Genomic DNA, 25,455 nt, shown 5'->3' on the forward strand with positions numbered 1-25,455 from the left:
TCACAATTCTGGCTCATCAATGTACTGACAAATTCTCTCAAATAAACTTCGAGTAATTTAAACCAATCAATCAATGATAATATTTCGATCAATCAATCAGTAAAAATCCACACAAGTTGTTCTTCATATTCTCTTAATGATCTTCTCAATGCTTCGTCAGCATCAAGCTAGGTCGGCTATACTACTCTCTATCTCTAAAAAGTCAATCAATAATGTTAATTATTTTTTCTAACAAACCCAACTCCAATCTCATCTTAAAATCTCAATTCGAAATCTTAACAACTTAATCAAGTGCCTGATTTATCAGAAGTTTTATTTAACATCACCGCCGATGGATGTGCATTCTACAGCATTCCCAATCCAACACAACCCCTTTTTTTAAACTTTTTTATCAACTGAACATTTTTTCGACCAAAATAGCAAAAAAAGTCCATTTTTAGCTATTTTTTGCACCATTTTTTCTCATACTAATAAAGCAGAACATGTTTTTATTTAAATATTAAGCTATTTATATTTGTTTTTTTTCTTTAAACTATTTGAAATAATTTTATCATTTAATAAATTAAGTCGAATATGGCCCGTTTTATAAATAGAAGAAGCTTCTGTTTAGGAATTTTGCTCTTTTGCTGCAACTATTCCTCAGCCAATTCGTCACATAATATTTTCATGATGACATTGTCGATATTAAGTTATGCAAAATGGAACACTCCGAATCCAGAATTGTGCGTCGTTGATAATGCATCTTATGCAAACCAATTTTCTGCTTATATCAAATCAAATAAGTCTCCTTTTAATATAAGTGCGATACATTCAGCTGATCTAAAAAATCGTCATTGTGATGCGGTATTTTTTTCCAATACTTCAGCACAAACCGAACAGGCCCTTATTGGGAAATCATTAAATTCATCTATTTTATCGTTTAGCTCAAGTAATTCTGAATGTGAAATTGGCAGCGTTTTTTGCTTATCCACCAACAAAACAGGAAATACTATTTTTAAAGTGAATCTTGATAGTTTAGCTCAGTCTAAAATACATGTTGACCCACGTGTTTTATTGCTGGCAAAGAATTCGGATTAAAATAATGATGAATAAATTTTTTAAATCGAGTTCCTTACAAACATTGTTTCGTAAATCTCAATTTACGACCTTTGCAATCACTTTATTTATTAGTACGTCTACTTTTGTCACGATTTCAGTATTTACCGTTGAATCTTATGCGAAACAAAACCTATTATTAATCAGCCGCACCGTGTCTGAACGTGTTCAACCTGCGCTGGTGTTCTCTGATAGAATCGCGATTTCACAGATTATCAATGAATACACCTTTCAACATTCAGTACGCCTGATTGAGGTTTATGATAATCAAGGTCATAAAGTTGCAGAAAGCTTAAAAAATGTTGAACACTATTCTTATATTCAAAACTTTTTTGATCATATCTTTTTAAAAGATTCCATCAAGTTAAACGTCCAACATCAAGGAAAACTGGTCGGTCAAGTTGTGCTGTATGGAAGTTCCAATGAAATTTTAATGTTTATTTTTAAAATTTTTACTGGCTTAGCGTTTGGCATGCTCTTTATGGTTTTTGCTGTATGGTGGTCAGTAAACTTGACCTATCGCCATATTATGGGTTCTTTTTTACCGATTATACAAATTGCACAACTCTTAAGAAACCAAAAGGCGTATAACTTAAGGTTTCCAAAAAGTGATGTAAAAGAATTTCAAGACTTAAACAGTGTCTTCAACCAACTTTTAGATGAAATTCAATCTTGGCATACCCATCTTCAAAACGAGAATAGTGAACTCTCTTATCAAGTTCAACATGATCATTTAACTGAATTACCTAATCGTAATTATTTTTATCAGGTGTTATGTAATCTATATGAAGACACCAATCAACGTGAAAATTTAGCTTTATTATTTATTGATAATAATAATTTTAAAGCTATTAATGATCAATATGGACATTTGGTCGGTGATGAAGTTTTAAAAGAAATGGCTTCGCGATTAAGACGCCATATTCGCCAAGATGATTTTGTCGCGCGTCTTGCAGGAGATGAGTTTGCAATTATTTTACGTTCCATTTCTAAAATTGAACACCTCATCTCTATTGCTGAAAATCTGATTAAATGTTGTGACGATCCTTTAATCTATAAAGGACAATCGATTTCTTTTAGCTTTAGTATCGGTATTGCTATCTCTAGCCAGGCCTCAAGCCCAGAAGACTTAATTTCTCAAGCAGATCAAGCCATGTACAAAGCAAAATCTTTACAGCATCATTGGTTTATTTACCATTCATAATATTAGGGGGTTTTTATGACTTTAAAAAACGTACAACTTTCTATTCTTGCAATACTCTGCCTAGCACTTACAGGTTGTATGAATCTAGGTGGGTTGAGCTATAAACAAGCTCGTGTACTTAAGAAAGAAGGTTTTGTATTAACGGATGAAGGCTGGAGTCTAGGTCTACCAGAACGTTTATTGTTTGGTTTTAATGAATCGAATATTAATACCGAGCGCCAAACTGAATTGGTTCGTTTAGCCACGCAATTAAATAAATATCATCTCGATAAGCTTAAAATTGTAGGTCATACCGATAATATCGGAAATCCTGAATACAATTTAAAATTATCCAAAGAACGTGCTCAAAATGTTTCAAATATATTCATTGAGCAAAAATTTAATCCACAAAATATCCAAGTGATTGGAAAAGGGGCTGACCAGCCACTTAAATCAAATGATTCAGAAGAGAATAAAGCTGAAAACCGTCGTGTTGCGGTGATTATTATTCCTTGATAATATTCTCTTTATTAAAAAAGATCTCTACGCAGATCTTTTTTTTAGATCTATAGAACTTGACGCTTCGTTGACAAACACAAATTTCAGGCATAAAAAAACCGCCTTTAAGCGGATGATTTATATTTAAGCTGATGCTTAAATGGTCGGAGCAGTAGGATTCGAACCTACGACCCCCTGGTCCCAAACCAGGTGCACTACCAGGCTGTGCTATGCTCCGAATTTACAACAAACTTAAGGAATTGGGGTGAATGATGGGGCTCGAACCCACGACAACCGGAATCACAATCCGGGGCTCTACCAACTGAGCTACATCCACCGTCACATTAAGTTTTAGGATCTATAGTATCAAGCAACATATGGTGCGCCTGACAGGATTCGAACCTGTGACCATCCGCTTAGAAGGCGGATGCTCTATCCAACTGAGCTACAGGCGCATGACCAATGATACTAATATCACAGATTAACTTGCCTTGAAGAATTGGTCGGAGCAGTAGGATTCGAACCTACGACCCCCTGGTCCCAAACCAGGTGCACTACCAGGCTGTGCTATGCTCCGTTCATCTCAGCTTTTATGTATCGCACATCGTGCGGTACGGTGTGCATTCTAGGCGTGACGCCACAAGACGTCAACACCTATCTTGAAAAAAAGTTAAAAAAACACGTCAAATGTATATTAATCAAACATTTCAGATGTTTTTTATACAATTTCTATCGTTTTAATTGAGCACTAAAGTTCAACATACGATCTAAAGGTAATTTAGCACGTTCAGCCAAAGCAGCATCTACGAATATTTCTTGATCGGCCTTTTGCAAAACTGACAAAATACCATCTAATTCATTCATTGCCATCCACGGGCAATGCGCACAAGAACGACAAGTTGCACCTTCGCCTGCTGTAGGTGCTTCAATCAAGGTCTTATGTGGTACAGCTTGTTGCATTTTATAGAAAATGCCACGATCTGTAGCCACAATTAAAGTGTCTTGTGGCAATGTTTGAGCTGCTTTGATCAGTTGTGAGGTACTTCCTACCGCATCCGCAATATCAATCACGGATTCTGGTGACTCAGGATGCACCAATACAGCTGCATTCGGATACAGCGCTTTCATCTTTTCGATACCACGGGCGCGAAACTCTTCATGCACGATACAAGCACCATCCCAAAGCAACATATCAGCACCGGTTTTCTTTTGAATATAACGGCCTAAATGTTGATCTGGCGCCCAAATAATTTTCTCGCCCAAGCTGTCTAAGTGTTCAATGATCTCTACTGCACAACTTGAAGTCACTACCCAATCTGCACGTGCTTTAACTGCTGCTGAGGTATTGGCATAGACCACAACAGTATGCTCAGGATGTGCATCACAAAATGCGGTAAATTCATCTACAGGACAACCGAGATCAAGCGAACAGGTTGCTTCCAAAGTTGGCATAAGGACTGTTTTTTCAGGAGAAAGAATTTTTGAGGTTTCTCCCATAAATTTAACCCCAGCGACCACCAGAGTAGATGCCTCATGATCACGTCCAAAACGTGCCATTTCTAAAGAATCAGAAACACAACCACCTGTCGCTTCCGCAAGTTCTTGCACATCTGGATCACAATAATAATGTGCCACCAAAACAGCATTGTTCTTTTGCAATTCAGCTTTAATTTGCGCAAACTTCTGCTGTTTTACCGCTGGACTCAGACTATTGTCCTTAGGTTCACCTAAACGATCTAAATGCGCTTGCACAACCGATTTTGCTTCGTTGGCAATTAAATTATTCGCATCATTCATAAGAGGTCTTCTCTTTCCTTGTCGCTGGCATCATGCTAGCGTTTATACACTTGTGAATTGATTGTACGGTTTAGCGCACATAAATTCACCACGAAAAATATTTTGTTATAAAAAAGCCTCACGAATGAGGCTCCTTAAAAAATCAGTAGTTAAGAACGATAGTCCGCATTAATTTTCACATAATCATAGGATAGGTCACAGGTATAGACCGTATCTTTGGCCTGCCCTCGACCAAGATTTACATGAATGGTCATTTCTGTCTGTGACATTACCCGTGCACCAGCTTCTTCGGTATAGTCTTCAGCAGCACCACCATCTTTACAAATTTGCACGTCGTCTAACCAGACTTGAATTTTTTCAACATCCAAATCTTTCACGCCAGCATAACCAATCGCAGCAAGGATACGCCCCCAGTTTGGATCAGACGCAAAAATTGCCGTTTTAACCAATGGTGAATGGGCAATGCTATAAGCAATATCGCAGCATTCTTGTGTGTCGTTTCCACCGTCAACCGTGATAGTAATGAATTTGGTCGCCCCTTCCCCATCACGAATAATCAGTTGCGCCAAACGCTTCATCACACGCGATAAAACATCCAAGACCACAGTATAACGTACATCATCTTCACTGCTAATTTCTACACCACCAGCCATTCCGGTTGCAGCAAAAATGCATGAATCATTGGTAGAAGTATCACCATCCACAGTAATCCGGTTAAATGATTGGTCTGCGCTAATTTTTAACATTTTTTGCACAAGATTTCGTGCAATTGGCGCATCGGTTGCAACAAAACTCAGCATGGTCGCCATATTTGGGCGAATCATACCTGCACCTTTAGAAATCCCAGTCATTGTATACGTTATACCATCAAGCTCGAACTGTTCTGAGGCGCCTTTTGGTGTGGTATCCGTGGTCATGATCCCAGTCGCAGCGTCCGTCCATGAAGCGTCATTCAAACTATTTAGTGCAGGCTGTAAACCTTGAGTTAAACGCTCAATGGGTAGTTGTTCGCCAATAACCCCTGTAGAGAATGGCAATACCTCAAATTCTTCCACCTGCGCTAACTCAGCAAGCTTTAAACAGGTCAATTGTGCATTTTGCATGCCCAATTTGCCTGTGCCTGCATTAGCATTCCCAGTATTGATGACTAAATAGCGTGGATTGGCTTGTGCTAAATGTGCTTTGGACACATGAACGGGCGCTGCACAAAATGCATTCTGGGTAAACACACCCGCAACATTGGTACCTTGTGCAAGTTCAAAAATAACTAAATCTCGTCGATTTGGATAACGGACATACGCCTCAGCAGAGCCAATTTTTACACCTTGTACCACATGCATATGCGGCATAGACACGTCACCAACAGCCATTTTCAAATGTCCATATGAATTAGAATGAAAACACAGCTTATTAGAATTCTCTATAAAAATCGAGCTTATTAAAATGCTTATTTATTTTTACTATAAGAAAAGCTTATTCATTTGAATATAAAATAAAAAAAGCCAGTAAATATACTGGCTTTCATCACATCATCAATACCTTACTGTTGAACAGCAGTCGTGGTATCCGCAGCCAATAATGCTTGCTTTACTTTTTCTTGACTAGATACTGACAACGCTGGATTTGAAGCAACAACGCGATTAACCGTAGCAGGTGTTACCGCTGCAATCGCCGCAGTTTTTAAAATAATTGGGCGTCCGCCTGTATTACCTAAAGTATAACGAATACCTGTACGTGGACTAATCACAGTCGTGGTTTCATTTTTTACTTCTGCTTGGGCTGTTACTGCGCCTGTAGCAGCTTGTACTTTTTCCACTGTCGTCGTTTGTGGTGCCGTATCTGCAAATGCCAATGCTGGAACTGCTAAGGTTGCAACAAATAAAGGTTTTAATAATTTTTTCATTATCTTCCCAAAGATCTTTTCCAATTGAGCAACTTAATACCACTTAATCACATTTCCTGCAATAAAAATTAACGTATGGTAATAACTTGTAAAAAAAGCAGAACAATTGTTCTGCTTTTTTGTAACACTTTCAGGGTCTATTCACTCAATTAGATTTTGCCGTGACATTGCTTGTATTTCAAACCTGAACCACAAGGACAAGGTGCATTACGGCTTTCTGGTGCTGCAATCTCATCACTATCCGTGAATTGTGCATCAACAATCTCATTACTTACCGTACCACTTAAACCATCCACTTCATCATGTGCGAAGTTAAGACGCATAGATTCAGCTTGAGCCTGTTGTTGAGCTTCCATTTCAGCAAGCTCTTCAGGTGTTGGAATATGCACACGAGAAATATCAGTAACCACGTCAGACTTAATCACACCCAACATATTGACGAATAAATTGAAGGCTTCCTTCTTATATTCTTGTTCAGGGTTCTTTTGTGCATAACCACGTAAGTGAATCCCTTGACGCAAATAGTCCATCGCAGCCAAATGGTCTTTCCAATGACGGTCTAAAGAACCCAGCATGAAGTGACGTTCAAGTGTCGCAGCAGTATCATCACCCATCTGTTCACGACGATTACGGTAACGTGTAACGATCTCATCAGAAATACGCTCAACCAAGGCTTCTTCATCTAGACGACGATCTTCTTCCAACCATTGATTTACAGGAAGATTAATACCTAAATCTTCATTCAATGCATTTTCAAGCCCTTGAATATCCCATTGGTCATGGATTGATTCAGGTGGAATATAAGTTTCGATTAAGCCTTTTACGACTTCACGATGCATTTCTTCAATATAATCTTGAAGTGAGCTTTCTTCTAAAATTTCATCACGTTGAGAGTAAATAATTTTACGTTGTTCGTTATTTACATCATCGTATTTCAATAAGTTTTTACGAATATCGAAGTTACGTGCTTCAACTTTACGCTGTGCATTTTCAATAGAACGCGACACCATTTTATGTTCAATGGCTTCATTCTCTTGTAGTCCCATCGCACGCATCATTGCAACAACGCGATCACCCGCGAATATACGCATCAAATCATCTTCTAATGACAAGAAGAAACGTGAAACACCTGGGTCACCTTGACGACCAGAACGACCACGCAACTGGTTATCAATACGACGTGATTCATGACGTTCAGAACCGATGATGTGTAAACCACCTGAACTTAACACCATTTCATTGTTTTGTTCCCATTCCGCTTTAAGACGAGCTTCATCTTCCGCAGTATGGTTTTCAATTTTGGCAAGTTTTGCTTTCCAGTTACCACCAAGCAAAATATCGGTACCACGACCTGCCATATTGGTTGCAATGGTCACTGCACGCGGTGAACCCGCTTGGGCAATAATGTCTGCTTCACGCTCATGTTGTTTAGCGTTCAAGACTTCATGGGTAATACCCGCATCTCGTAACTTATCAGATAAAATTTCTGAAGCCTCAATGGTTGCAGTACCAATCAAGATAGGTGCAACACCTGCTTCATGAATTTTCTGAATTTCTTCAATAATTGCATTGTATTTACCATTACGGTTTAAATAAATTAAATCGTTTTGGTCATTACGAATCATCGGACGATGGGTTGGAATAAGCACCACATCCAAACCATAAATTTCTTTCATTTCCGCAGCTTCAGTATCAGCAGTACCTGTCATACCTGAAAGCTTTTTGTATAAACGGAAATAGTTCTGGAATGTTGTTGTTGCTAAAGTTTGGTTTTCAGGTTGAACGTCTAGCGCTTCTTTGGCTTCAACAGCTTGGTGTAAACCTTCAGACCAACGACGACCTGGCATGGTACGACCAGTATTTTCATCGACAATGATTACTTCACCATCATGTACGATGTAGTGAACATTACGTTGATAAAGGAAATGTGCACGAATTGCAGCAGACACGTGATGAACCAAGTTTAGATTTGATGGTGAATATAGGCTTTCGCCTTCAGCCAACAAGCCCATTTTAATCAGTTCATCTTCAACAGTTTCATAACCGACTTCAGTCATTTCAACTTGGCGTTGCTTTTCATCAATCCAGAAATGACCGCCATCTGCGACTTTTTCTTCTTTTTGAGCATGCAACTTCGGTGGAATACTATTGATTGCAACATAAAGCTGTGATGAATCATCACTTTGACCCGAAATAATCAAGGGTGTACGTGCTTCATCGATCAAGATCGAATCGACCTCATCGATAATCGCATAAATCAAACCACGTTGCTTTTTCTCTGCCATAGAAAAAACCATGTTATCGCGCAGATAATCGAAACCAAATTCATTATTGGTACCGTAAGTAATATCTGAACGATATGCCTCAGCTTTCTCTATCGGTGATTGCATCGAATAGATTACACCAACACTTAAACCCAAGAACTCATAAAGCGGACGGTTTAATTCAGCATCACGTTGTGCCAAGTAATCGTTGACCGTGATGACATGAACACCTTGTTCACTAATTGCATTTAAATACACAGCCAAAGTACCCATCAGGGTTTTACCTTCACCTGTACGCATTTCTGCAATTTTTCCTTCATGCAAAGTAATACCACCAATGAGCTGCACATCATAATGACGCATACCCATGACACGTTTTGCTGCTTCACGACACACCGCAAACGCTTCTGGCATTAATTTATCTAGGCTTTCACCTTTCTTATATCTTTGTTTGAATTCTTCAGTTTTTGCAGATAAGTCTGCATCGCTGAGTGCAGATGTCGTCGGCTCGAGCGCATTGATCTTATCGACAATTTTACGCATACGTTTTAGTTCGCGCTCGTTTTTAGTACCGAAGATTCCTCCGATCAGACTTGCCAACATATAAACTCTCTAAATCTTTGTGAAATAAATTTTTCTCAGACGATATTATGGTGGTAGAAATTTGAAGTACAAGGGTTTTGCACAAATCCAATCAAAAAAATCTGACGATTAGTTCTAGCACGTATCAGCTAAGGCGCATTAATGTAGCAAATTTAACCGATATTTGCAGTGAGGTAGAGATCAATTCTATGTTTTTTTTCATATGCTTCTTTTATTAATATCTATTTTCTTCATAAAGAAATACAAAAACACTATTTTTAATTATAAAAAAACTGGGTAATAGTAGTTTGGACGAGCCAAATAACAAACAACATTTTTAAATATTGAGGTTTCAAAATGACTTTACGATTAGGTGACATTGCGCCAGATTTCACTCAGGAATCTAGTGAAGGTCCAATTAAGTTTTATGATTACTTGGGCGACAGTTGGGGTGTTTTATTCTCACACCCTGCCGACTATACGCCAGTATGTACCACTGAGTTAGGCTATACCGCAAAATTAAAAGATGAGTTTGAACAGCGTGGGGTAAAAGCCATTGCCCTTTCAGTCGATGATGTTGAATCACATAAAGGTTGGATCAACGACATCAATGAAACACAAAATACCACTGTAAACTTTCCAATCATTGCAGACAAAGATCGTAAGGTATCGACGCTGTATGATTTCATTCATCCAAATGCCAGTGAAACGCTCACCGTGCGTTCTTTAGTTATTATTGATCCCAATAAGAAAGTTCGCTTAATCATTACCTACCCTGCATCAACTGGACGTAATTTTAAAGAAATTCTCCGTGTGATTGATTCATTACAACTGACTGACAATTATAAAGTTGCCACACCTGCAAACTGGCAAGATGGTGAAGATGTTGTTATCGTCCCGTCGATCAAAGATGAAGCGGAGCTTAAAGAACGCTTCCCAAAAGGTTATACGGCGGTTAAGCCTTATCTTCGTCTTACCCCACAACCTAATAAATAATATGCAATATTGATTTTTTTAGATTAGAGCTAACTAACTCCAAAAGATCACATCCAAGCTTGATGTGGTCTTTTTTTAATATCCACTGATTGCAACGAAATTCTTTTACCCTTCAAAATACACCAAACAACAAATACTAAAATAAAAACAAAATCATTTTAAAAATAGAAAAGGCACCGAAGTGCCTTTTATGATCAAAGATCAGCGAACAAATGTTATGCAGGAATACGTAAAACTTGTCCTGGGAAAATATCATCCGCATTTTTTAACAATGGGCGGTTCGCTTCAAAAATTTTATTATATTGGTTGGCATCACCATAAAATTCTTTTGAAATTTTAGACAAATTATCGCCTGATTTAACTGTATAGAACTTACTTTCAGGCTCAGGTGCTGCCACTGTCATTTGATCATCAACTTGCGCCACATGGTCAATATTCCCCACAGCAAGAATGATTTTCTCTTTATCTGCCTGAGTTTGTACCTGACCGTGAATCGTGGCCAAATCAGAAGTACCATTATAGCTTACCGAAAGCCCTGTTACTGGCAAGCCTAACGCTTTAATGTGCCCCAACAACTTATTGGCAATTTCTTGTGCAGACGGTTCTGCTGGCGTTGCTGGTGCCGCTTGTGGCTCAGCTGGTGCAGTATTTTTCTTGCCAATTCCTTTAATAAAATCAAAAAGACCCATATGTCGTACTCCATATCATTATTGAAAATTGTTTTACTGAGAATGTATTACTGTGAACTGTTATACAAATTTAAGAACTCTATTTTTATAGCGAAAAAGCGTCAGGGTGTGCGTTGTCATTGGTGATAAAAAGGTAACGGTATGTAACCAATGCTTTTGATTTTAAACTTATTTAATTGCTTTTTTAGGTTAAGGATCGCCAAGCATGCATGCACTCAACACAGCTAAATTCAGGCATAAAAAAACCACCTAAAGGTGGTCTTTTTACGTATAACAACAACGTGCTATACAATCAACACATTAACCAAGTTTTTTAGTTACATAGTCGATAGCTGATTGAACAGTTGTGATTTCGTTAGAATCTTCATCTGGAATAGTGATGTCGAAGTCATTTTCGAAAGACATAACAAGTTCTACTAGGTCTAGAGAATCAGCACCCAAATCATCCATGAAAGATGCTTCGTTTTTGATTTCTTCAGCTTTGATACCTAATTGTTCTGCAACAGCTTGTTTAATGCGTTGTTCGATATCGCTCACAGGAATTCTCCTCATTGCTTGTGGCGGCTTTTAATTGCCTGATAGTTTAATTGAATATTTACTTTTTTCAAAGTTTATACATCGCATTACGCCATGTATAAACCACCATTTACGTGTAATACTGTGCCTGTAATGTAACTGGCTTTGTCAGAAGCTAAAAAACTTACTGCATTTGCAATATCTTCTGGTTGACCAAATCGGTTTAACGCAACTTGATCACTCATTTTTTTGCGAATATCTTCACTTAACTGCTCAGTCATTTCTGTTGCGATAAAACCAGGCGCAATACAGTTGACTGTAATCTGACGGCTTCCCATTTCTTTTGCAAGACTGCGACTGAAAGCTTCAATCCCTGCTTTTGCAGCAGAATAGTTGGCTTGTCCTGGGTTAGCAAAATGCGCAACAACAGAACTGATATTGATAATGCGTCCAAAGCGAGCTTTGGTCATACCTTTCAATACACGTTTAGATAAGCGGAATACAGCTTTAAGATGAATATTGAGAATATCGTCCCAATCATCTTCAGACATACGTAACAATAAATTGTCTTTGGTAATCCCTGCATTGTTCACAAGTATCATCACTGAACCATATTTTTGTTCAATGTCAGATACCAATGCATCAATTGCAGCACCATCACGTACATCAAGTAATGCACCTGCACCATTTTCAGCAAAAACTGTTGAAAGTTTTTCTGCGCCCACTGCTGATGTTGCCGTACCTACAACAAAATAACCGTCTTGAATCAATTGCTGAGCGATGGCAGCACCAATCCCTCGGCTCGCGCCTGTCACTAATGCGACTTTGCGTTCTTGTGTCATGCAATTTTCCCTTCAGCCACTAAGATAGCATTCAGTGCATCTTCCATACGACTTTGTGTATCGAGTGGAAATGCTTTTTCGATATTTGGTAAACGTTTTGCTAAATTCGCCAATACATTACCTGGACCACATTCAGCAACATACTGAATACCTTGGTCTTGGATGAATTGCATGGTTTTAGTCCACTGTACTGACTGATACAGTTGCGCCGTTAATGCTAAGCGTAATTGGCTTGTATCTGTCGCGATTCCAGCATTGACATTTTGTATTACAGGAATACTTGGTAGCTCAATGGCAGTTTGTTCCAAAGCTTCTGCAAACTGTTCGGCAGCAGGTTTCATTAGAGAACAATGTGATGGTACAGATACAGGTAATGCAATCGCTTTACCGCCGTTTTCTTTGGCAACGGTCATGACAGCTTCGACTAGAGTTTTGTCTCCTGCGATAACAACTTGGCCTTGTGCATTATAGTTTGCAGCTTCAACAGAACCACGGCCTTGCACATTGGCTTGCTCGCACAGTTCAAGTACTTTCGCGTCATCTAGACCGAGAATAGCCGCCATCGCGCCTTGCCCCTGAGGCACAGCACTTTGCATCAATTTGCCGCGTAAATTTACCAACTTGACTGCATCTGCCAAAGTCATCGACTCTGCAGCAACTAAAGCACTGTATTCGCCTAAGGAATGACCTGCAAGGTATTTTGGCACAACACCACCAAGATCTAACCATACACGCCATAAAGCAATACTTGCTGTCAATAAAACAGGTTGAGTATTTTCAGTTTGATCTAAACCTTCACCGCTTTGTGCAATGTGCCATAAATCAAAACCGATGGCATCTGATGCTTCAGTAAAGGTTTCTTGTACACCACTAAACTGTTCTGCAAGTTCAGCAAGCATACCCACTTTTTGTGAACCTTGACCTGGAAACAAAAATGCAGTTTTTGTTGCTTGAGCTGCTTGTTCGAGTCGTTTGGCAGACATATAAAAAGTCCCTTATTTAATCTTGATCGTTTCCGATGGCGCAATTTTACATTAAAAAAAAATTTATTTAATTGCGAAATACAACAAAAAACCCAGTCATTGAAAACAAAAAAAGGGAGCTTTCGCTCCCATTTTTTTACTAAGCTTGCGCTTAATAGTTCACCAATTATTCAGCATCAGCTGCTTTAGCGAATAATTGACGACCACGGTAGAAACCATCTTTAGTCACGTGGTGACGACGGTGAGTTTCACCAGTAGTTTGGTCTACAGTTAATGCATTCTCGGTTAAAGCGTCATGTGAACGGCGCATGTCACGGCGAGAGCGACTTTTACGGTTTTGCTGAACGGCCATGATGGCTCCTTACAAATCGAAAAAATGGATCAGAACAAATTCGGTTGTCTTAACTTAACAGTATAACACAAAATTTAGTTAAGTTTACCCTTCAAACCTGCCAAAACTTCAAACGGATTATCCCGTTTTTCTTCAACAGTGTCCTGAACGGCTGGTTGATGCTTATGTTCACAAGCGTCATGCTTAGGAGACAGAGGCATCAACAATAACAATTCATCTTCTAAAAGTGCAAGTAAATCAACAGTCGAAGGAGTATTGGTTAAATAATCCCCTTTAATTGTTGCTTCACTTTCACCTAGCACGATGAAATCAGCATCCTCATCCAAGCGCTCTATCAGTGACTCATCATCTATTAAAGCCAAATGGAAGTCAGAAACTAGCGTAATTTCAACAGAATCCAGACAACGCTGACACTCCATTGGAACTTTAGTATCTACATGGCCATCTAGCCAAACAATACGATGATACGCATCCATTGATAGCTTACAGTCTATATTGATCAATTGATCATCAATTGATCCAACAGCTTCACGGGAAATACGAACAAAGCGAGACAATGGCAGGGTACCTGACCATGTAAAGCCTTGTTCAGCCCATTTAAACGGCTCTATCTGTGCCGGAAAGGTATTTGCTGACATAATTAAGGCGGCAATTCTACAAATTCATAGGTACTCTGTCAAAGATTAAGATACAATTTTGTACTTATTTAGACAGATCTCTTGAGTAATACAAGCCATGCATCAGTTGCAGCCGCAACCTGAAGTCACTACTTCATTACAATTCAATACGCATTCAACTTCTGAAAACACATTGCAAGCCGCCGATGTGCAACGCTTATCATGGGCTAACTTACAAACAGAAGTGCAACACGTTGATTGGCTTATCTTACACTTTAATCACTGGTTTTCCCACCTAAATGTGACGCTTGTTCGTGGTGATTTTGAACCAGAGTATTTCCCTGCTAGCGAACACAGCCCTGCCCGTATTCAGTTTGCACATGGTTTTTTCAACAGCGCTCTTCATGAAATCAGTCATTGGAGCATTGCCGGAGAACAACGCCGTTTATTGCCTGATCTCGGTTATTGGTATGCACCCGACGGTCGTACAGCTGAACAACAAGCCTTATTTGAGCAGGTTGAAATCAAGCCCCAAGCCATTGAATGGTTATTTTCCAAAGCATTTGGACGAAAATTTCGAGTTTCGCTGGATAATCTGACTGGTGAAGGTGGTGACGGCTCGACATTTAAAGACAGTGTTTATGCACAAGTTCAGGATTTTTTTTCAGGTAAAGCCAAACTTCCACGCGATGCAAAACACTTCATTCAGTGTATTTGTCTATGTACTCGAGGTGGCAAAACATTACAAAGCACTGAATTTAATCGTAACGATCTTGATTAAACCCGTAATTTTTTTAAAACATTGATTGCAACGATTTACTTTCCCAAGTAATAATTGAATTAACAATAAATCAGGAGAATAAATATGCTGCATTTAAGAGTACATCCTGACAATCCTCAACCACGTTTAATCAGCCAAGCAGTCGAAAGAATTCGAGCAGGTGATGTTGTGGTTTACCCAACTGATGCGGCTTATGCAATCGGCTGTCAGATTGGAAATAAAAGTGCAATGGAGCGTATTGCTCAGATCCGCGGTCTAGGGGCAAAGCATCAATACGCGATTATCTGTGCAGATTTATCTGATATTGCAACCTATGCCAAAGTTGACAATGCAATGTATCGTCTACTTAAAGCCAATACCCCGGCCGTAACCACATATATTTTACCCGCAACCAGTGAAGTTCCACGACGCTTGATGCATCCCAAGAAAAAAACCATCGGCTTACGTGTTCCAAGTAATCCCGTCTGTCAGATGCTATTAAAAGAGTTGGGAGAACCCTTACTGACCAGTACTTTGATTTTACCTGGTCAAGATGCGCCAATGGATGATCCCTACGATATTGAACAATTATTGGAAAAACGTATTGATGTCTTTATTGACAGTGGTTTAGGTACCTTAACCACCACCAGTATCGTTGATTTATCAGGAGCAAACCCTGAAATTATCCGTCGTGGTGTAGGCGATGTAAGCGCTTTTGAATAAGCGCTTATCCACTTTTCCTTAGATTAGATCCAAAAGTATCAGCTCAAATTACACCGAGTTAATCAATACTTTGTTTTAACGTGATAAAGTTAAAGTTTCTAAATATTCTATTTTAAAACTTTGACTGCTCCCCCTAATTTCAACAAGAATAATTGAATTACCATAACTCTATCATTTTTAGATTGGTATTTTTCTCAATTCAGTTTATAAACAAAGCACAATCCTAAAAACAAATGCTTAATTATGATTTATAAGATACATCATTTACATTGTGGAACCATGTGTCCGATGTGTGCACCACTATACGGACAAAAAGGTTTGTATGGCAAAATGGTGTGTCATTGCTTATTGATTGAAACAGACAAAGGTCTTGTATTGGTCGATACCGGTTTTGGGATGCAAGACTACCTACATCCGCAAACACGTTTAGGTAAAGCTTTTACTAAAATCAGTGGCATACAAGCTGATTTCAATCTCACAGCCATTTCTCAAATTCAACAATTGGGTTTTAAACCATCCGAAGTTCAACATATTTTGGTCAGTCATTTAGACTTAGATCATGCAGGTGGTATTTCAGACTTTCCCAATGCCACAGTTCACATCTTATCCAGTGAGTTTAATGCAGCACAAAAACTTTCAGTCATGAATAAATTGCGTTATCGACCACAACAATTTAAAAATCATCGTTACTGGAATTTTCTTGAACCTAAAAACGGCGAAGCATGGTTTAACTTCCAAAAAGTTCAAGGTTTTAATATTTTCAATGATGAAATTCTATTGATTCCTTTAGTCGGTCATACTGTAGGACATTGCGGTATAGCGATCAAACAACAAGATAGATGGTTATTGTTCTGTGGCGATGCTTATTTTAATCATCTAGAACTCAACCCTAAGAATAAATTACGCGCGCTCGACAAAATTGAATATCTCCTAGCGGAAGATAATACATTGCGCTTAAAAACATTATCACAACTGCAACAGCTTGCACAGAATGAAGCAAAAATTGAAATTATCTGTGCCCACGATCCTGTTGAACTAGACCGATATTTAAAACATGCTTAAATCTCAATTATTACATTATACCACTATTTTCGCACTCAGCGTACAGCTTTCAGCATGTATGACAACTGCTGCACTTCCAGATCATGAGCGCCCAAGACAATGGGGAACTATCGTTGCTCCACAGTATAATTTTTATCGGATCAGTGACACCGTTTTTCGTAGTGAACAACCCAGTGCTGAACTTATTCCTGAGTTAAAAACCAATCAAATTGATATGGTAATTAATTTAAGAAGTCGCAATAAAGATAAAACCGTCTTTTCAAAACAGAACTTTCAATTGGTTCATATCCCGATCAATACTTGGGCAATTGATCGTCATGATCTACTCAATGTCATGAAAACAATTCAAATCGCAAAAGTCCACAACCAGAAGGTTTTAATCCATTGCTATCATGGTTCTGATCGTACTGGGGCAAGTGTTGCAATGTACCGAATTATTTTTGAGAACTGGTCTGTGAATGATGCTTTAAATGAAATGAAGCATGGCGGTTATGGCTTTCATCCAATCTGGGGCAATATTGAAAAACTTTTTACCCCTGAAAATATAAAATGGATCCGTGAGCAGCTCGCGAATCCATCTTTAACTACAAATACCTAACTCATAGCGTTTAACGTCGGTCTAGAGGTACCCACTCGATTACCCAAGCCGACTTCATGCCTAGACTCGCATCAGAATTGATCTTCTTACGTGCTGAATCCGCAGTCTCTCGATCTTTCGATGGTCCAACCATAATACGAATACCTTTTGAGGTTGGACTCTTAGTCACTTTGTAGCCCTTGGCACGTAGTTTAGCAGCGACAGCATCTGCATTGGCTTCATTGGCGGCAAGCGCAACTTGTACCATCCATTGCTTATCACCATTTTCAAGCAAATCACGTGCTTTTTCAGCTTCCGCTTTTTTCTTTGCTTCTTCTTGTGCTTTGTGCTTTTTATCCGCTTCTGCTTTCTTGTCTTCCGCTTGCTTTTTCTCAGCAGCGGCTTTCTTTTCAGCATCTAGCTTACGTTTTTCATCTGCTTTTTGTTGTTCTTCTAATTTGCGTTTCTTTTCTTCAGCGGCTTTTTTATCTGCTTCTGCGGTAGCTTGACGCTTCTGCTCAGCTAACTTTTTTTCAGCATCGGCTTTTTGCTTTAATTGAGCATTTTGCTGTTCAAGTTTTTTCTGCTCTGCTGCTTTCTGTTGTGCTTTGGCTTTTTCATCCTGTACCAGCTCAGGAGGAATATCAGCCCCTTCCTGTGCTGCCGCAGCAGCTGCACCACGTCTTGCATTTGCAGCAGCATACTCTTCAGCTGCTTTACGTGCAGCATCTGCTTCAGCCTGTTGTTGCGTCCGTAAAAAATCTGCTGCTTTTGCTTCTTGTTCAGCAACCGCTTTTTCACGGGCACGCTTCTGCTCTTCTAACAGACGTTTTTCAGTCGCAACATCGACAGTCAATGGCTGCAATTGTACAGGCTCACCTGCAGGTGTCGCTTTATTCTGCTGAGCTTGGCTTGTCGGCTGTGTCTCTACTTGGCTTTGGTGGATTTCTTCTTTACCTTTTAGAAGCAATGCCGCCAATAGAACACCACCACTTAATAAAACAACACCACCCATCCAGCGTTGTTTGTTATTCATTGACATTCGTCTAAATACTCCCAGACCGCTTCTAAGGTATGGAATGAACCACACACCAAAATCAGCTGATTATTATTGGTTTCTGCAAGCGCTGATTGAAATGCTGCTTGTACACAATCAAACTGTTCAACTGTCTCATGCTGTAAAGCAGTTTGTAATTGTTCCAATGATGCCGCACGAGGCACAGTTAATGGTGCAATTTTCCACTTTAATACAGTATTTTTCAACAACTTGACCACAGAATCTACATCTTTGTCGGACAACATTGAAAAAACAGAGACAACTTCTGTGTACTGTTTATTGTATTCTAGGAATTTTCGCAATTGCTTTAACAAAAATTCTACACCATGCGGATTGTGTCCCGCATCAAAAATTACTGTTTTATCGTGTATTTTTCTAATTTCAAAGCGCCCTGACAATTGTGCGTTCTGAATACCTTGCGAAATCGCCTGTTGTGAAACCGTTAAACCGCTTACCAAAATTGCAGCGACAGCCGTAGAAATATTTTCCAGTGCCAAGTGTCCCAAAGGAAGTTTTAAAGTCGTTCCTGAGCTTGCAAAATTCCAAGATTGGCCATCTTCTGAGTTATCATAAAAATAATCATGATTTAACGCATATAGCGTAGCATTGGTTTCTTGTACTTTATGTTGTATCGCTTGTGGTATATCTTGTGCGCCGGCAAAAATAACAGGAATATTTGCTCGGATAATACCGGCTTTTTCATAAGCAATTTTTTCAATCGTATCGCCCAGCCAATCGGTATGATCTAAACCAATATTGGTAATCACAGCCACATCTGGATCAATCACATTGACCACATCCAAACGACCACCAAGACCGACTTCAAGTACCCAAACATCACATTGTTTTTGTTTAAAAATAACAAATGCAGCCAAAGTCGTGGCTTCAAAAAAAGATAAAGATAAATCACAAATACGGCGGGCTTGATCAACCGCAACAAAAGCATCAATCAAAGTTTGATCATCAACTTCTTGTCCAGCCAGTTTAACCCGTTCATTAAAACGATAAATATGTGGAGACTGGTATAAACCAACATTCAACCCTTGCGCATTCAAAATCGCAGCGAGAGTTGTTGTGGTTGAACCTTTGCCATTTGTTCCAGCAACGGTAATCACTTTGGCTTTAGGGTTAATCACCCCGAGTTGTTCTGCCACAGGAATCACGCGCTCTAAGCCTAAATCAATCCCTGTAACGTGAACATGGCTCCAATAATCGAGCCATGTTTGTAAATCATCAGTATTTAAAGGTGCTGTTTGGTTGTTCAAGGCAAATTCATCAGTTTCGCTACAATACGATATACAGTATCACGTAATGCGTGACGATGAACAATTTGATCGATTACGCCATGATCAAGCAAAAATTCCGCACGTTGGAACGGTTCTTCCAGCTTCTCACGTACTGTTTGTTCAATCACACGTTTACCCGCGAAACCGATCATCGCTTTAGGTTCAGCAATATGTACATCACCTAACATTGCCAATGATGCTGTTACACCACCATACACTGGATGGGTTAATACCACGATATACGGAAGATGTGCATCTTTGATTTTTTGAATCGCCGCAGAGGTACGCGCCATTTGCATCAAAGACAACATGCCTTCCTGCATACGAGCACCGCCTGAAGCAGCAAAACAAATCAGTGGTTGCTTATCTTTAATCGCTTTTTCAGCAGCTTGTACAAAACGGTCACCGACCACAGTACCCATCGATCCAGCCATAAAGTCAAATTCAAATGCGCATGCAACCATTGCAATATTTTTAACTTGACCTTGCATCACCACAAGGGCTTCAGTTTCACCTGTTTTTTCCTGCGCTTCTTTAATACGCTCTGGATAAGGCTTGCTGTCTACAAAATGTAAAGGATCTTTTGCTGCAAATTCTTGACCAAGTTCAGTGGTCACATTATCAAAAAACCAATTTAAACGATCACGTGCTTTCATTTTCAAATGTTCATCGCATGATGGACAAACATAGGCATTGAAAGACATTGCAGTACGAGTCACGAGTGCATGACATTCAGGGCACTCAATGGTTGGTTCTGTAAACGTCGCTTTGAGTGTTTGTTGTTGGTCAGGCATATGGATGCCTGGAACTGTACGATCTGTCCACGGCGTTGTTGCGCTGAGGATTTTCCCTGATTTCACTTCTTGATTCATACTAACTCATCGAGCGCGGCTCGAAGCTCCTTGACTTTATTCACTGCTGCTTCAACAGCTTGTTCTGGTGCAAGATTTGCAAATGGTTTGACAAAAGCACTTCCGACAATCACTGCATCAGCAACTTGACCTACGGCTTTTGCAGAAGCGGCATCACTAATACCAAAACCTACCCCAACTGGAATATCGGTAAAGGTTTTGATTTTTTCAATACGTGCTGCAACTTCCGTTGTATCCAATGTTGCTGCACCCGTTACGCCTTTTAGAGACACATAGTAAATAAAGCCACTTGCTTGTTTTACTACATGCTGAATACGTTCATCGGTAGAGGTTGGTGCAAGCAAGAAGATTTGATCCATATTGTACTTTTGCAATACTTCATCTAAATCTTGTGCTTCTTCAGGCGGTAAATCCACAAGAAGTACACCATCAACACCACAGTCATTCGCATAAGCCACAAACTTTTCATAACCAATCACTTCAACAGGGTTTAAATACCCCATTAAAACAACTGGCGTTGTTGTGTCTTTTTGGCGAAATTCTTTAACCATATTCAAGGCATCAAAGGTATTGGTACCCGCAGCTAAAGCGCGCTCTGCTGCAAGTGCAATCACTGGACCATCTGCCATAGGATCGGAAAATGGCAATCCAAGTTCAACTATGTCTACGCCTGCTGCAACCATTTGATGTAACAATGGTACGGTTACATGTGGTTGAGGATCACCCGCCATAACATAAGAAACCAAAGCCTTACGCTGTTGAGATTTAAGCTGTGCAAAACGAGTGGCTAAACGTGACATAGGATTGTACATTCCTTGAATTGTTCAAACTTGAGGAGTTTTTAGATCATTAAACACCAGTAAATAAATTCAAAATGGATTTATTTACGGTTTAATCATCCAAATGTATAAATACAAGACACTGCATTGTAACGCTATTTTTTACTCAAAGGATAGAGTCACATAGTCGCTCTCGCGTATCTTGTTTTATATCACAAATAATAAAACAACCCATGGATACATTTAGCGCTATTTTCAAGTTGAGGACAATGATCAAAGCTACCTATTTTCAAGCTTGTAAAAAAATATCATTATGAGTAAAAAATAAAGTTAAATCATCACCCTACAGCCAAACACCCTATTACCTACATCACTTAATTATTTTTCAGAAATTGCAAAAGCTGTTTATACTAGTCAGGATTCTGATTTTTTATCTCCTCTTATGACCACACATTCTCAGGCTAAAGTGCAAGCCAGCGTGCTTGCGCTCTTGCCGCTTATTGTTTTTTTAGCCATTTTTTTAGGCAGTGGTATTTATCACACGATCATTGGTACTGAGTTTGCTTTTTATCAAGTGAAAGCCCCTATTGCTGCTCTTCCTGCAATTATTTTAGCCATCCTGCTGTATAGAGGGAAAATCAATGCCGCTATCGAAACATTTTTGCATGGTGCAAGCCATCCCAATTTAATTTTGATGTTTATGGTCTTTATGCTTGCAGGTGCCTTTGCCAGCGTAACCAGTGCAATCGGTAGTGTGGACTCCACTGTTCAATTTGGTTTATCGATTATTCCATCTGAATTTGTCCTACCGATGCTTTTCATCATTTCCGCCTTTATTGCCACAGCAATGGGAACATCGATGGGAACCATTGCTGCATGTGCGCCGATTGCTTTTGGTTTTTCTCAAGCAACGGATATTCAGCCCATTTATGCAATTGGTGCTGTGGTCAGTGGGGCAATGTTTGGTGATAACTTATCCATGATTTCAGACACCACCATTGCAGCAACTCGAAGTCTAAATGTAGAACTACGTGACAAATTTCGAGTGAATATCTGGATTGCACTGCCTGCTGCGATTATCACCATATTGATTTACATTTTGACCAGTCATCATGCGCAAACGATTGAATATAAAAGTTATAACTTATGGCTTATTTTGCCTTATGTAATCGTGTTCTTTTTAGCTTTTACACGTTTACATGTACTTGCAGTACTGACCATCGGAATAGTACTTTCGGGTTGTCTTGGCATCATTGAAAATCCTGAATTTACCCTACTTAAATACAATGCCGCTATTTATGATGGCTTTGTGGGTATGTTTGAAGTTGCCTTACTTTCTATGTTCTTAGGTGGTTTATCTGCCATTATGCAAAAAGAAGGGGGTTTAGAATGGTTAATTCAACGTATTTATGCCTTAACTCGCCGATTTAAAATCGGTCAACAACGTGCGGGAGAAATTGGAATTAGCTTCCTTGTGGTTTTCTCAAATGTGTTTGTCGCAAATAATACGGTTGCCATCATCTTATCTGGAGACATGGCACGAGAAGTTGCCAAAGAATATGCTGTTGATCCCAAACGTGCAGCCGCATTTATGGATATTTTCTCTTGTGTGGTTCAGGGCTTGATTCCATACGGTGCACAACTATTACTTGCATGCTCAATTGCCAAACTGTCCCCTGTTGAGCTGATTGGTTCGATTTACTATTGTTGGGTATTGGCGATATTTGCAATCTTGGCAATCGTATTTAGATTTCCTAAATTAAAGATAACTTGAAATCATGCTGAATCATGGTTTTAAAAAACCAATTCAACAATCAGATCAACCTGTGTTTTGTGCATAAATTAAAAAATCACAATCATACCAAGCACTTAGATAGCAGCAATGTTATCTAAGTGCTTGGTTTTTAAAGTATACTTTGTTTGCACTGTTTTTTCACAATGACTTCAATTGTTGTTTTTTCTCGAGCAGGGTCTGCCCACTAAAGGCCTTATATGCTCTGGTTAAAGCTGACTGATCTGAATAACCTAACTGCATCGCAATTTCACTGAACGGCATTTGGCTTTCCAATAAAAACTCACAACGCTTCATCCGTTCAATCTCTACAATTTTCTTAAACGATGTCTGTAAGTCACTTAACTGTCGTTGTAAAGTCCGTGTGGATATATGAAGTTCTTGAGTAAGTTCTTCGATTTTTGGGGCGTGTTGTTTTAACTTTAAATATTCTGCCACAATCAAATGTAAACGTTGAGCAATGGTTTCATAGCGAGGTTTAGACGCAATAGCCTCCTCTGCTTGTTTGACCAAAAGCTGCATTAAGGATGGATCTGCCTGTTGGATTTTTAAATTTAAACCTGCTGAGGCTAAGACAAAACTATATTGCGGTTGATGGAAAGAGACTTCACAGCCGTAGAACTTTTGATAATGATAGATTGCCATCTGTGGTGCATGAGCAAAATGCACCGCATGCAATGGAAATTGATTTGGCGGTACAATTTTACGCGCGAGATGCATCATTAACGCATTGGTAAATTCATTAATAAGAATATATTTTTCATGATGAAAGGGCCAAATTAAATGTACATATTCTCCCTTGAGCTGCATTTGCATTGGAATAACTTCGTCACCATCAATCACCAAACGACTAAAGCGCATAATATTTTGTAAAGCTTCTGCCACGGTTGTACTTCGTGATGCCATATAGCCCAAAACCCCAAAATGCTCAGGTCGCACATATTCTGCCATTTCAAAAACGATCTGAGGGCAATCTAGCGCTTGTTTGGTTTTTTCAATCAGTTGATGAAAGAAGAAATAGGAAGATTGTGTATCAATCGGCTGTGACAAAATTCCAATTAAATGTTTTTTTTCATCCGCTTGTAAGAAATCAAGCGTCGCAAGATCAATCCCTCGTTCAGACAGATACATCTGCCAGAGATGAAAATAACCATTTGGGATCTGTAATTCCTGCATCGTCTTGCACTCTTTTTAATCCTTTAACTTAGAAAATTGACATTGCAAATTTTCATTTTGTCGTAAAATGTATAAAAAATGGCAATATCTGTCAAAACAAACTTGCAAAATCCCGACATACTGAAATCATCAACAGTGATGCAAGTAAAATAAAATGAATGCATTAGTTACATATCAGGTCGATCCAGTGGTTCGAACCAAGCTCAACTTTAAACTTGAGGAAGTACCGCGCTTCTGGTTTGGTGGAGATCCATTCCGTACACGACTATTTGACGCACTCAGTCTGACCTTCCCTGATGGTGAACGCTATTTCATAGAAAGTGTCCGACTCTTCCGTGACAAAATCACTGATCCAGATTTACAACAACGTGTTGCTGATTTTATTCGTCAAGAAGCCCAACATGGTATTGCACATGACAAAATGAATCAGGTCATGAAAGATCAAGGCATGCCTGTCGATCAATTTATCCAACTTTTAAGTAAGATTTTTAAATTTGAATTGAGCCAACGCTCGCCTCAATACAATATTGCGATGACAGCTGCTGCTGAACATCTCACCGCTTTGATGGCAGAAACATTTTACCGCCATAAAGCAACCTTATCAGAAGCACATCCTTATGTACGTGCATTACTGGCATGGCATTCTATTGAAGAAATGGAACATCGAGATGTGGCCTTTGATGTGATGCAACAAGTCGGTGAGGTCCCCGACAACTTACGTCGATTTGCTTTAGCCTTTACCACCATAATGATGTTCAACTTCACCCTCTACCGTGCCAATATCATGCTTAAACATGATGGATTCAGCCGTATAGAACGTTTAAAAATGGCAGCGCAAGGATTGCCTTGGTTCTTCGGTAAAAAAGGGATTTTATCTGCAATGAAAAATGAATATTTAGACTGGTTTAAAAAAGATTTTCATCCGAGCCAATACCCTGTAATCCGACAATATCAAGTTTGGGTCGATACGATGGCTGAAACCAATGATCCTATTCAAGCAGGTGAAGCATTCTGGCAGGCTGGACTATAGCTGTCTTGATATAAACCGATCAGT

25 protein-coding genes and 4 tRNA genes are annotated in these 25,455 nt (G+C 39.2%); 10 read left to right on the forward strand and 19 right to left on the reverse strand.

What is annotated here, in order from left to right; translation table 11 throughout:
* Positions 1–669: 669 nt before the first annotated feature.
* Genes M2R48_RS17250 through M2R48_RS17260 form a run of 3 tightly spaced genes read left to right on the forward strand, consistent with a single transcriptional unit; the run spans position 670 to position 2,794 of the window.
* Entirely contained in the window at positions 670–1,077 is a 408-nt protein-coding gene (locus M2R48_RS17250) for a YfiR family protein (RefSeq protein WP_227504303.1), read from the forward strand.
* Positions 1,078–1,081: 4 nt separating this feature from the next.
* Complete coding sequence (locus M2R48_RS17255; protein ID WP_004723846.1) at positions 1,082–2,299, forward strand: sensor domain-containing diguanylate cyclase; 1,218 nt, start codon at positions 1,082–1,084, stop codon at positions 2,297–2,299.
* A gap of 15 nt (positions 2,300–2,314) precedes the next feature.
* A complete protein-coding gene (locus tag M2R48_RS17260) occupies positions 2,315–2,794 on the forward strand; it encodes an OmpA family protein (protein WP_004723848.1) in 480 nt (159 codons plus the stop codon).
* A 143-nt stretch (positions 2,795–2,937) separates the two neighbouring features.
* Here M2R48_RS17260 and M2R48_RS17265 read toward each other — a convergent pair.
* The 8 genes from M2R48_RS17265 to secA all read right to left on the reverse strand — a co-directional run bounded on the left by M2R48_RS17265 (position 2,938) and on the right by secA (position 9,343).
* A tRNA-Pro gene (locus tag M2R48_RS17265) sits at positions 2,938–3,014 on the reverse strand.
* A 23-nt stretch (positions 3,015–3,037) separates the two neighbouring features.
* Positions 3,038–3,113, reverse strand: a tRNA-His gene (locus M2R48_RS17270).
* Between the two features lie 41 nt (positions 3,114–3,154).
* Positions 3,155–3,231 (reverse strand) — tRNA-Arg (locus tag M2R48_RS17275).
* 45 nt (positions 3,232–3,276) lie between these two features.
* A tRNA-Pro gene (locus M2R48_RS17280) sits at positions 3,277–3,353 on the reverse strand.
* Positions 3,354–3,505: 152 nt separating this feature from the next.
* Entirely contained in the window at positions 3,506–4,573 is a 1,068-nt protein-coding gene (gene nadA / locus M2R48_RS17285) for a quinolinate synthase NadA (protein WP_105714422.1), read from the reverse strand.
* Between the two features lie 149 nt (positions 4,574–4,722).
* A complete protein-coding gene (argJ, locus tag M2R48_RS17290; protein WP_262086877.1) occupies positions 4,723–5,943 on the reverse strand; it encodes a bifunctional glutamate N-acetyltransferase/amino-acid acetyltransferase ArgJ in 1,221 nt (406 codons plus the stop codon).
* A 170-nt stretch (positions 5,944–6,113) separates the two neighbouring features.
* Positions 6,114–6,476 (reverse strand): hypothetical protein, encoded by a 363-nt coding sequence (locus tag M2R48_RS17295; protein WP_004817737.1) that lies wholly within the window; start codon positions 6,474–6,476, stop codon positions 6,114–6,116.
* A 149-nt stretch (positions 6,477–6,625) separates the two neighbouring features.
* Entirely contained in the window at positions 6,626–9,343 is a 2,718-nt protein-coding gene (secA, locus tag M2R48_RS17300) for a preprotein translocase subunit SecA (RefSeq protein ID WP_004817738.1), read from the reverse strand.
* Positions 9,344–9,679: 336 nt separating this feature from the next.
* Here secA and M2R48_RS17305 point away from each other — a divergent pair, with 336 nt between their 5' ends.
* A complete protein-coding gene (locus tag M2R48_RS17305) occupies positions 9,680–10,318 on the forward strand; it encodes a peroxiredoxin (RefSeq protein ID WP_096735080.1) in 639 nt (212 codons plus the stop codon).
* A gap of 215 nt (positions 10,319–10,533) precedes the next feature.
* On the opposite strand, the gene lysM is transcribed toward M2R48_RS17305, so the two are convergent.
* The 6 genes from lysM to M2R48_RS17335 all read right to left on the reverse strand — a co-directional run bounded on the left by lysM (position 10,534) and on the right by M2R48_RS17335 (position 14,338).
* Positions 10,534–11,007, reverse strand: a complete 474-nt coding sequence (lysM, locus tag M2R48_RS17310; protein ID WP_262086878.1) for a peptidoglycan-binding protein LysM — start codon at positions 11,005–11,007, stop codon at positions 10,534–10,536.
* Positions 11,008–11,307: 300 nt separating this feature from the next.
* Entirely contained in the window at positions 11,308–11,544 is a 237-nt protein-coding gene (gene acpP, locus M2R48_RS17315) for an acyl carrier protein (RefSeq protein WP_004723957.1), read from the reverse strand.
* A gap of 86 nt (positions 11,545–11,630) precedes the next feature.
* Entirely contained in the window at positions 11,631–12,365 is a 735-nt protein-coding gene (gene fabG, locus M2R48_RS17320) for a 3-oxoacyl-ACP reductase FabG (protein WP_262086885.1), read from the reverse strand.
* The gene (gene fabD / locus M2R48_RS17325) at positions 12,362–13,348 is read right to left on the reverse strand and encodes an ACP S-malonyltransferase (protein ID WP_004723962.1); all 987 of its coding nucleotides are present in this window, start codon (positions 13,346–13,348) and stop codon (positions 12,362–12,364) included. Before fabD ends, fabG begins: the two co-directional genes overlap by 4 nt.
* Positions 13,349–13,514: 166 nt before the next feature.
* On the reverse strand, positions 13,515–13,700 hold the full coding sequence (gene rpmF / locus M2R48_RS17330; RefSeq protein WP_004723964.1) for a 50S ribosomal protein L32: 186 nt from the start codon (positions 13,698–13,700) through the stop codon (positions 13,515–13,517).
* A 74-nt stretch (positions 13,701–13,774) separates the two neighbouring features.
* The gene (locus tag M2R48_RS17335; RefSeq protein ID WP_004723966.1) at positions 13,775–14,338 is read right to left on the reverse strand and encodes a YceD family protein; all 564 of its coding nucleotides are present in this window, start codon (positions 14,336–14,338) and stop codon (positions 13,775–13,777) included.
* Between the two features lie 97 nt (positions 14,339–14,435).
* Between M2R48_RS17335 and M2R48_RS17340 the strand changes: the two genes are divergently transcribed.
* The 4 genes from M2R48_RS17340 (at position 14,436) to M2R48_RS17355 (ending at position 17,460) form a co-directional block, all read left to right on the forward strand.
* Positions 14,436–15,098 carry an elongation factor P hydroxylase gene (locus M2R48_RS17340; RefSeq protein ID WP_262086887.1) on the forward strand — a complete coding sequence of 221 codons (663 nt, stop codon included), beginning with the start codon at positions 14,436–14,438 and terminating at the stop codon, positions 15,096–15,098.
* A gap of 84 nt (positions 15,099–15,182) precedes the next feature.
* Complete coding sequence (locus M2R48_RS17345) at positions 15,183–15,800, forward strand: L-threonylcarbamoyladenylate synthase (protein ID WP_004817743.1); 618 nt, start codon at positions 15,183–15,185, stop codon at positions 15,798–15,800.
* A gap of 243 nt (positions 15,801–16,043) precedes the next feature.
* Positions 16,044–16,862: an MBL fold metallo-hydrolase gene (locus M2R48_RS17350; RefSeq protein WP_262086889.1), complete on the forward strand. Its 819-nt coding sequence runs from the start codon at positions 16,044–16,046 to the stop codon at positions 16,860–16,862.
* Entirely contained in the window at positions 16,855–17,460 is a 606-nt protein-coding gene (locus M2R48_RS17355; RefSeq protein ID WP_262086891.1) for a dual specificity protein phosphatase family protein, read from the forward strand. The genes M2R48_RS17350 and M2R48_RS17355 overlap by 8 nt, the downstream gene beginning before the upstream one ends.
* A 10-nt stretch (positions 17,461–17,470) precedes the next feature.
* Here M2R48_RS17355 and M2R48_RS17360 read toward each other — a convergent pair whose 3' ends face one another.
* Genes M2R48_RS17360 through trpA form a run of 4 tightly spaced genes read right to left on the reverse strand, consistent with a single transcriptional unit; the run spans position 17,471 to position 21,454 of the window.
* Positions 17,471–18,481 (reverse strand): SPOR domain-containing protein, encoded by a 1,011-nt coding sequence (locus M2R48_RS17360; RefSeq protein WP_096735086.1) that lies wholly within the window; start codon positions 18,479–18,481, stop codon positions 17,471–17,473.
* Positions 18,472–19,761 (reverse strand): bifunctional tetrahydrofolate synthase/dihydrofolate synthase, encoded by a 1,290-nt coding sequence (gene folC, locus M2R48_RS17365; RefSeq protein ID WP_262086893.1) that lies wholly within the window; start codon positions 19,759–19,761, stop codon positions 18,472–18,474. The genes M2R48_RS17360 and folC overlap by 10 nt, the downstream gene beginning before the upstream one ends.
* Positions 19,758–20,654 carry an acetyl-CoA carboxylase, carboxyltransferase subunit beta gene (gene accD, locus M2R48_RS17370; RefSeq protein ID WP_004723984.1) on the reverse strand — a complete coding sequence of 299 codons (897 nt, stop codon included), beginning with the start codon at positions 20,652–20,654 and terminating at the stop codon, positions 19,758–19,760. Before accD ends, folC begins: the two co-directional genes overlap by 4 nt.
* Positions 20,651–21,454, reverse strand: a complete 804-nt coding sequence (gene trpA, locus M2R48_RS17375; RefSeq protein WP_262086894.1) for a tryptophan synthase subunit alpha — start codon at positions 21,452–21,454, stop codon at positions 20,651–20,653. Before trpA ends, accD begins: the two co-directional genes overlap by 4 nt.
* A gap of 421 nt (positions 21,455–21,875) precedes the next feature.
* On the opposite strand from trpA, the gene M2R48_RS17380 reads away from it, so the two are divergent.
* Positions 21,876–23,207 (forward strand): Na+/H+ antiporter NhaC family protein, encoded by a 1,332-nt coding sequence (locus tag M2R48_RS17380; RefSeq protein WP_262086895.1) that lies wholly within the window; start codon positions 21,876–21,878, stop codon positions 23,205–23,207.
* Between the two features lie 159 nt (positions 23,208–23,366).
* Here M2R48_RS17380 and M2R48_RS17385 read toward each other — a convergent pair whose 3' ends face one another.
* Positions 23,367–24,401: an AraC family transcriptional regulator gene (locus tag M2R48_RS17385; RefSeq protein ID WP_262086898.1), complete on the reverse strand. Its 1,035-nt coding sequence runs from the start codon at positions 24,399–24,401 to the stop codon at positions 23,367–23,369.
* Between the two features lie 154 nt (positions 24,402–24,555).
* On the opposite strand from M2R48_RS17385, the gene M2R48_RS17390 reads away from it, so the two are divergent.
* Positions 24,556–25,431: a metal-dependent hydrolase gene (locus tag M2R48_RS17390; protein WP_262086900.1), complete on the forward strand. Its 876-nt coding sequence runs from the start codon at positions 24,556–24,558 to the stop codon at positions 25,429–25,431.
* Positions 25,432–25,455: the final 24 nt, after the last annotated feature.

It is taken from the genome of Acinetobacter sp. I-MWF, assembly GCF_025433935.1.
Lineage (GTDB): Bacteria > Pseudomonadota > Gammaproteobacteria > Pseudomonadales > Moraxellaceae > Acinetobacter > Acinetobacter guillouiae.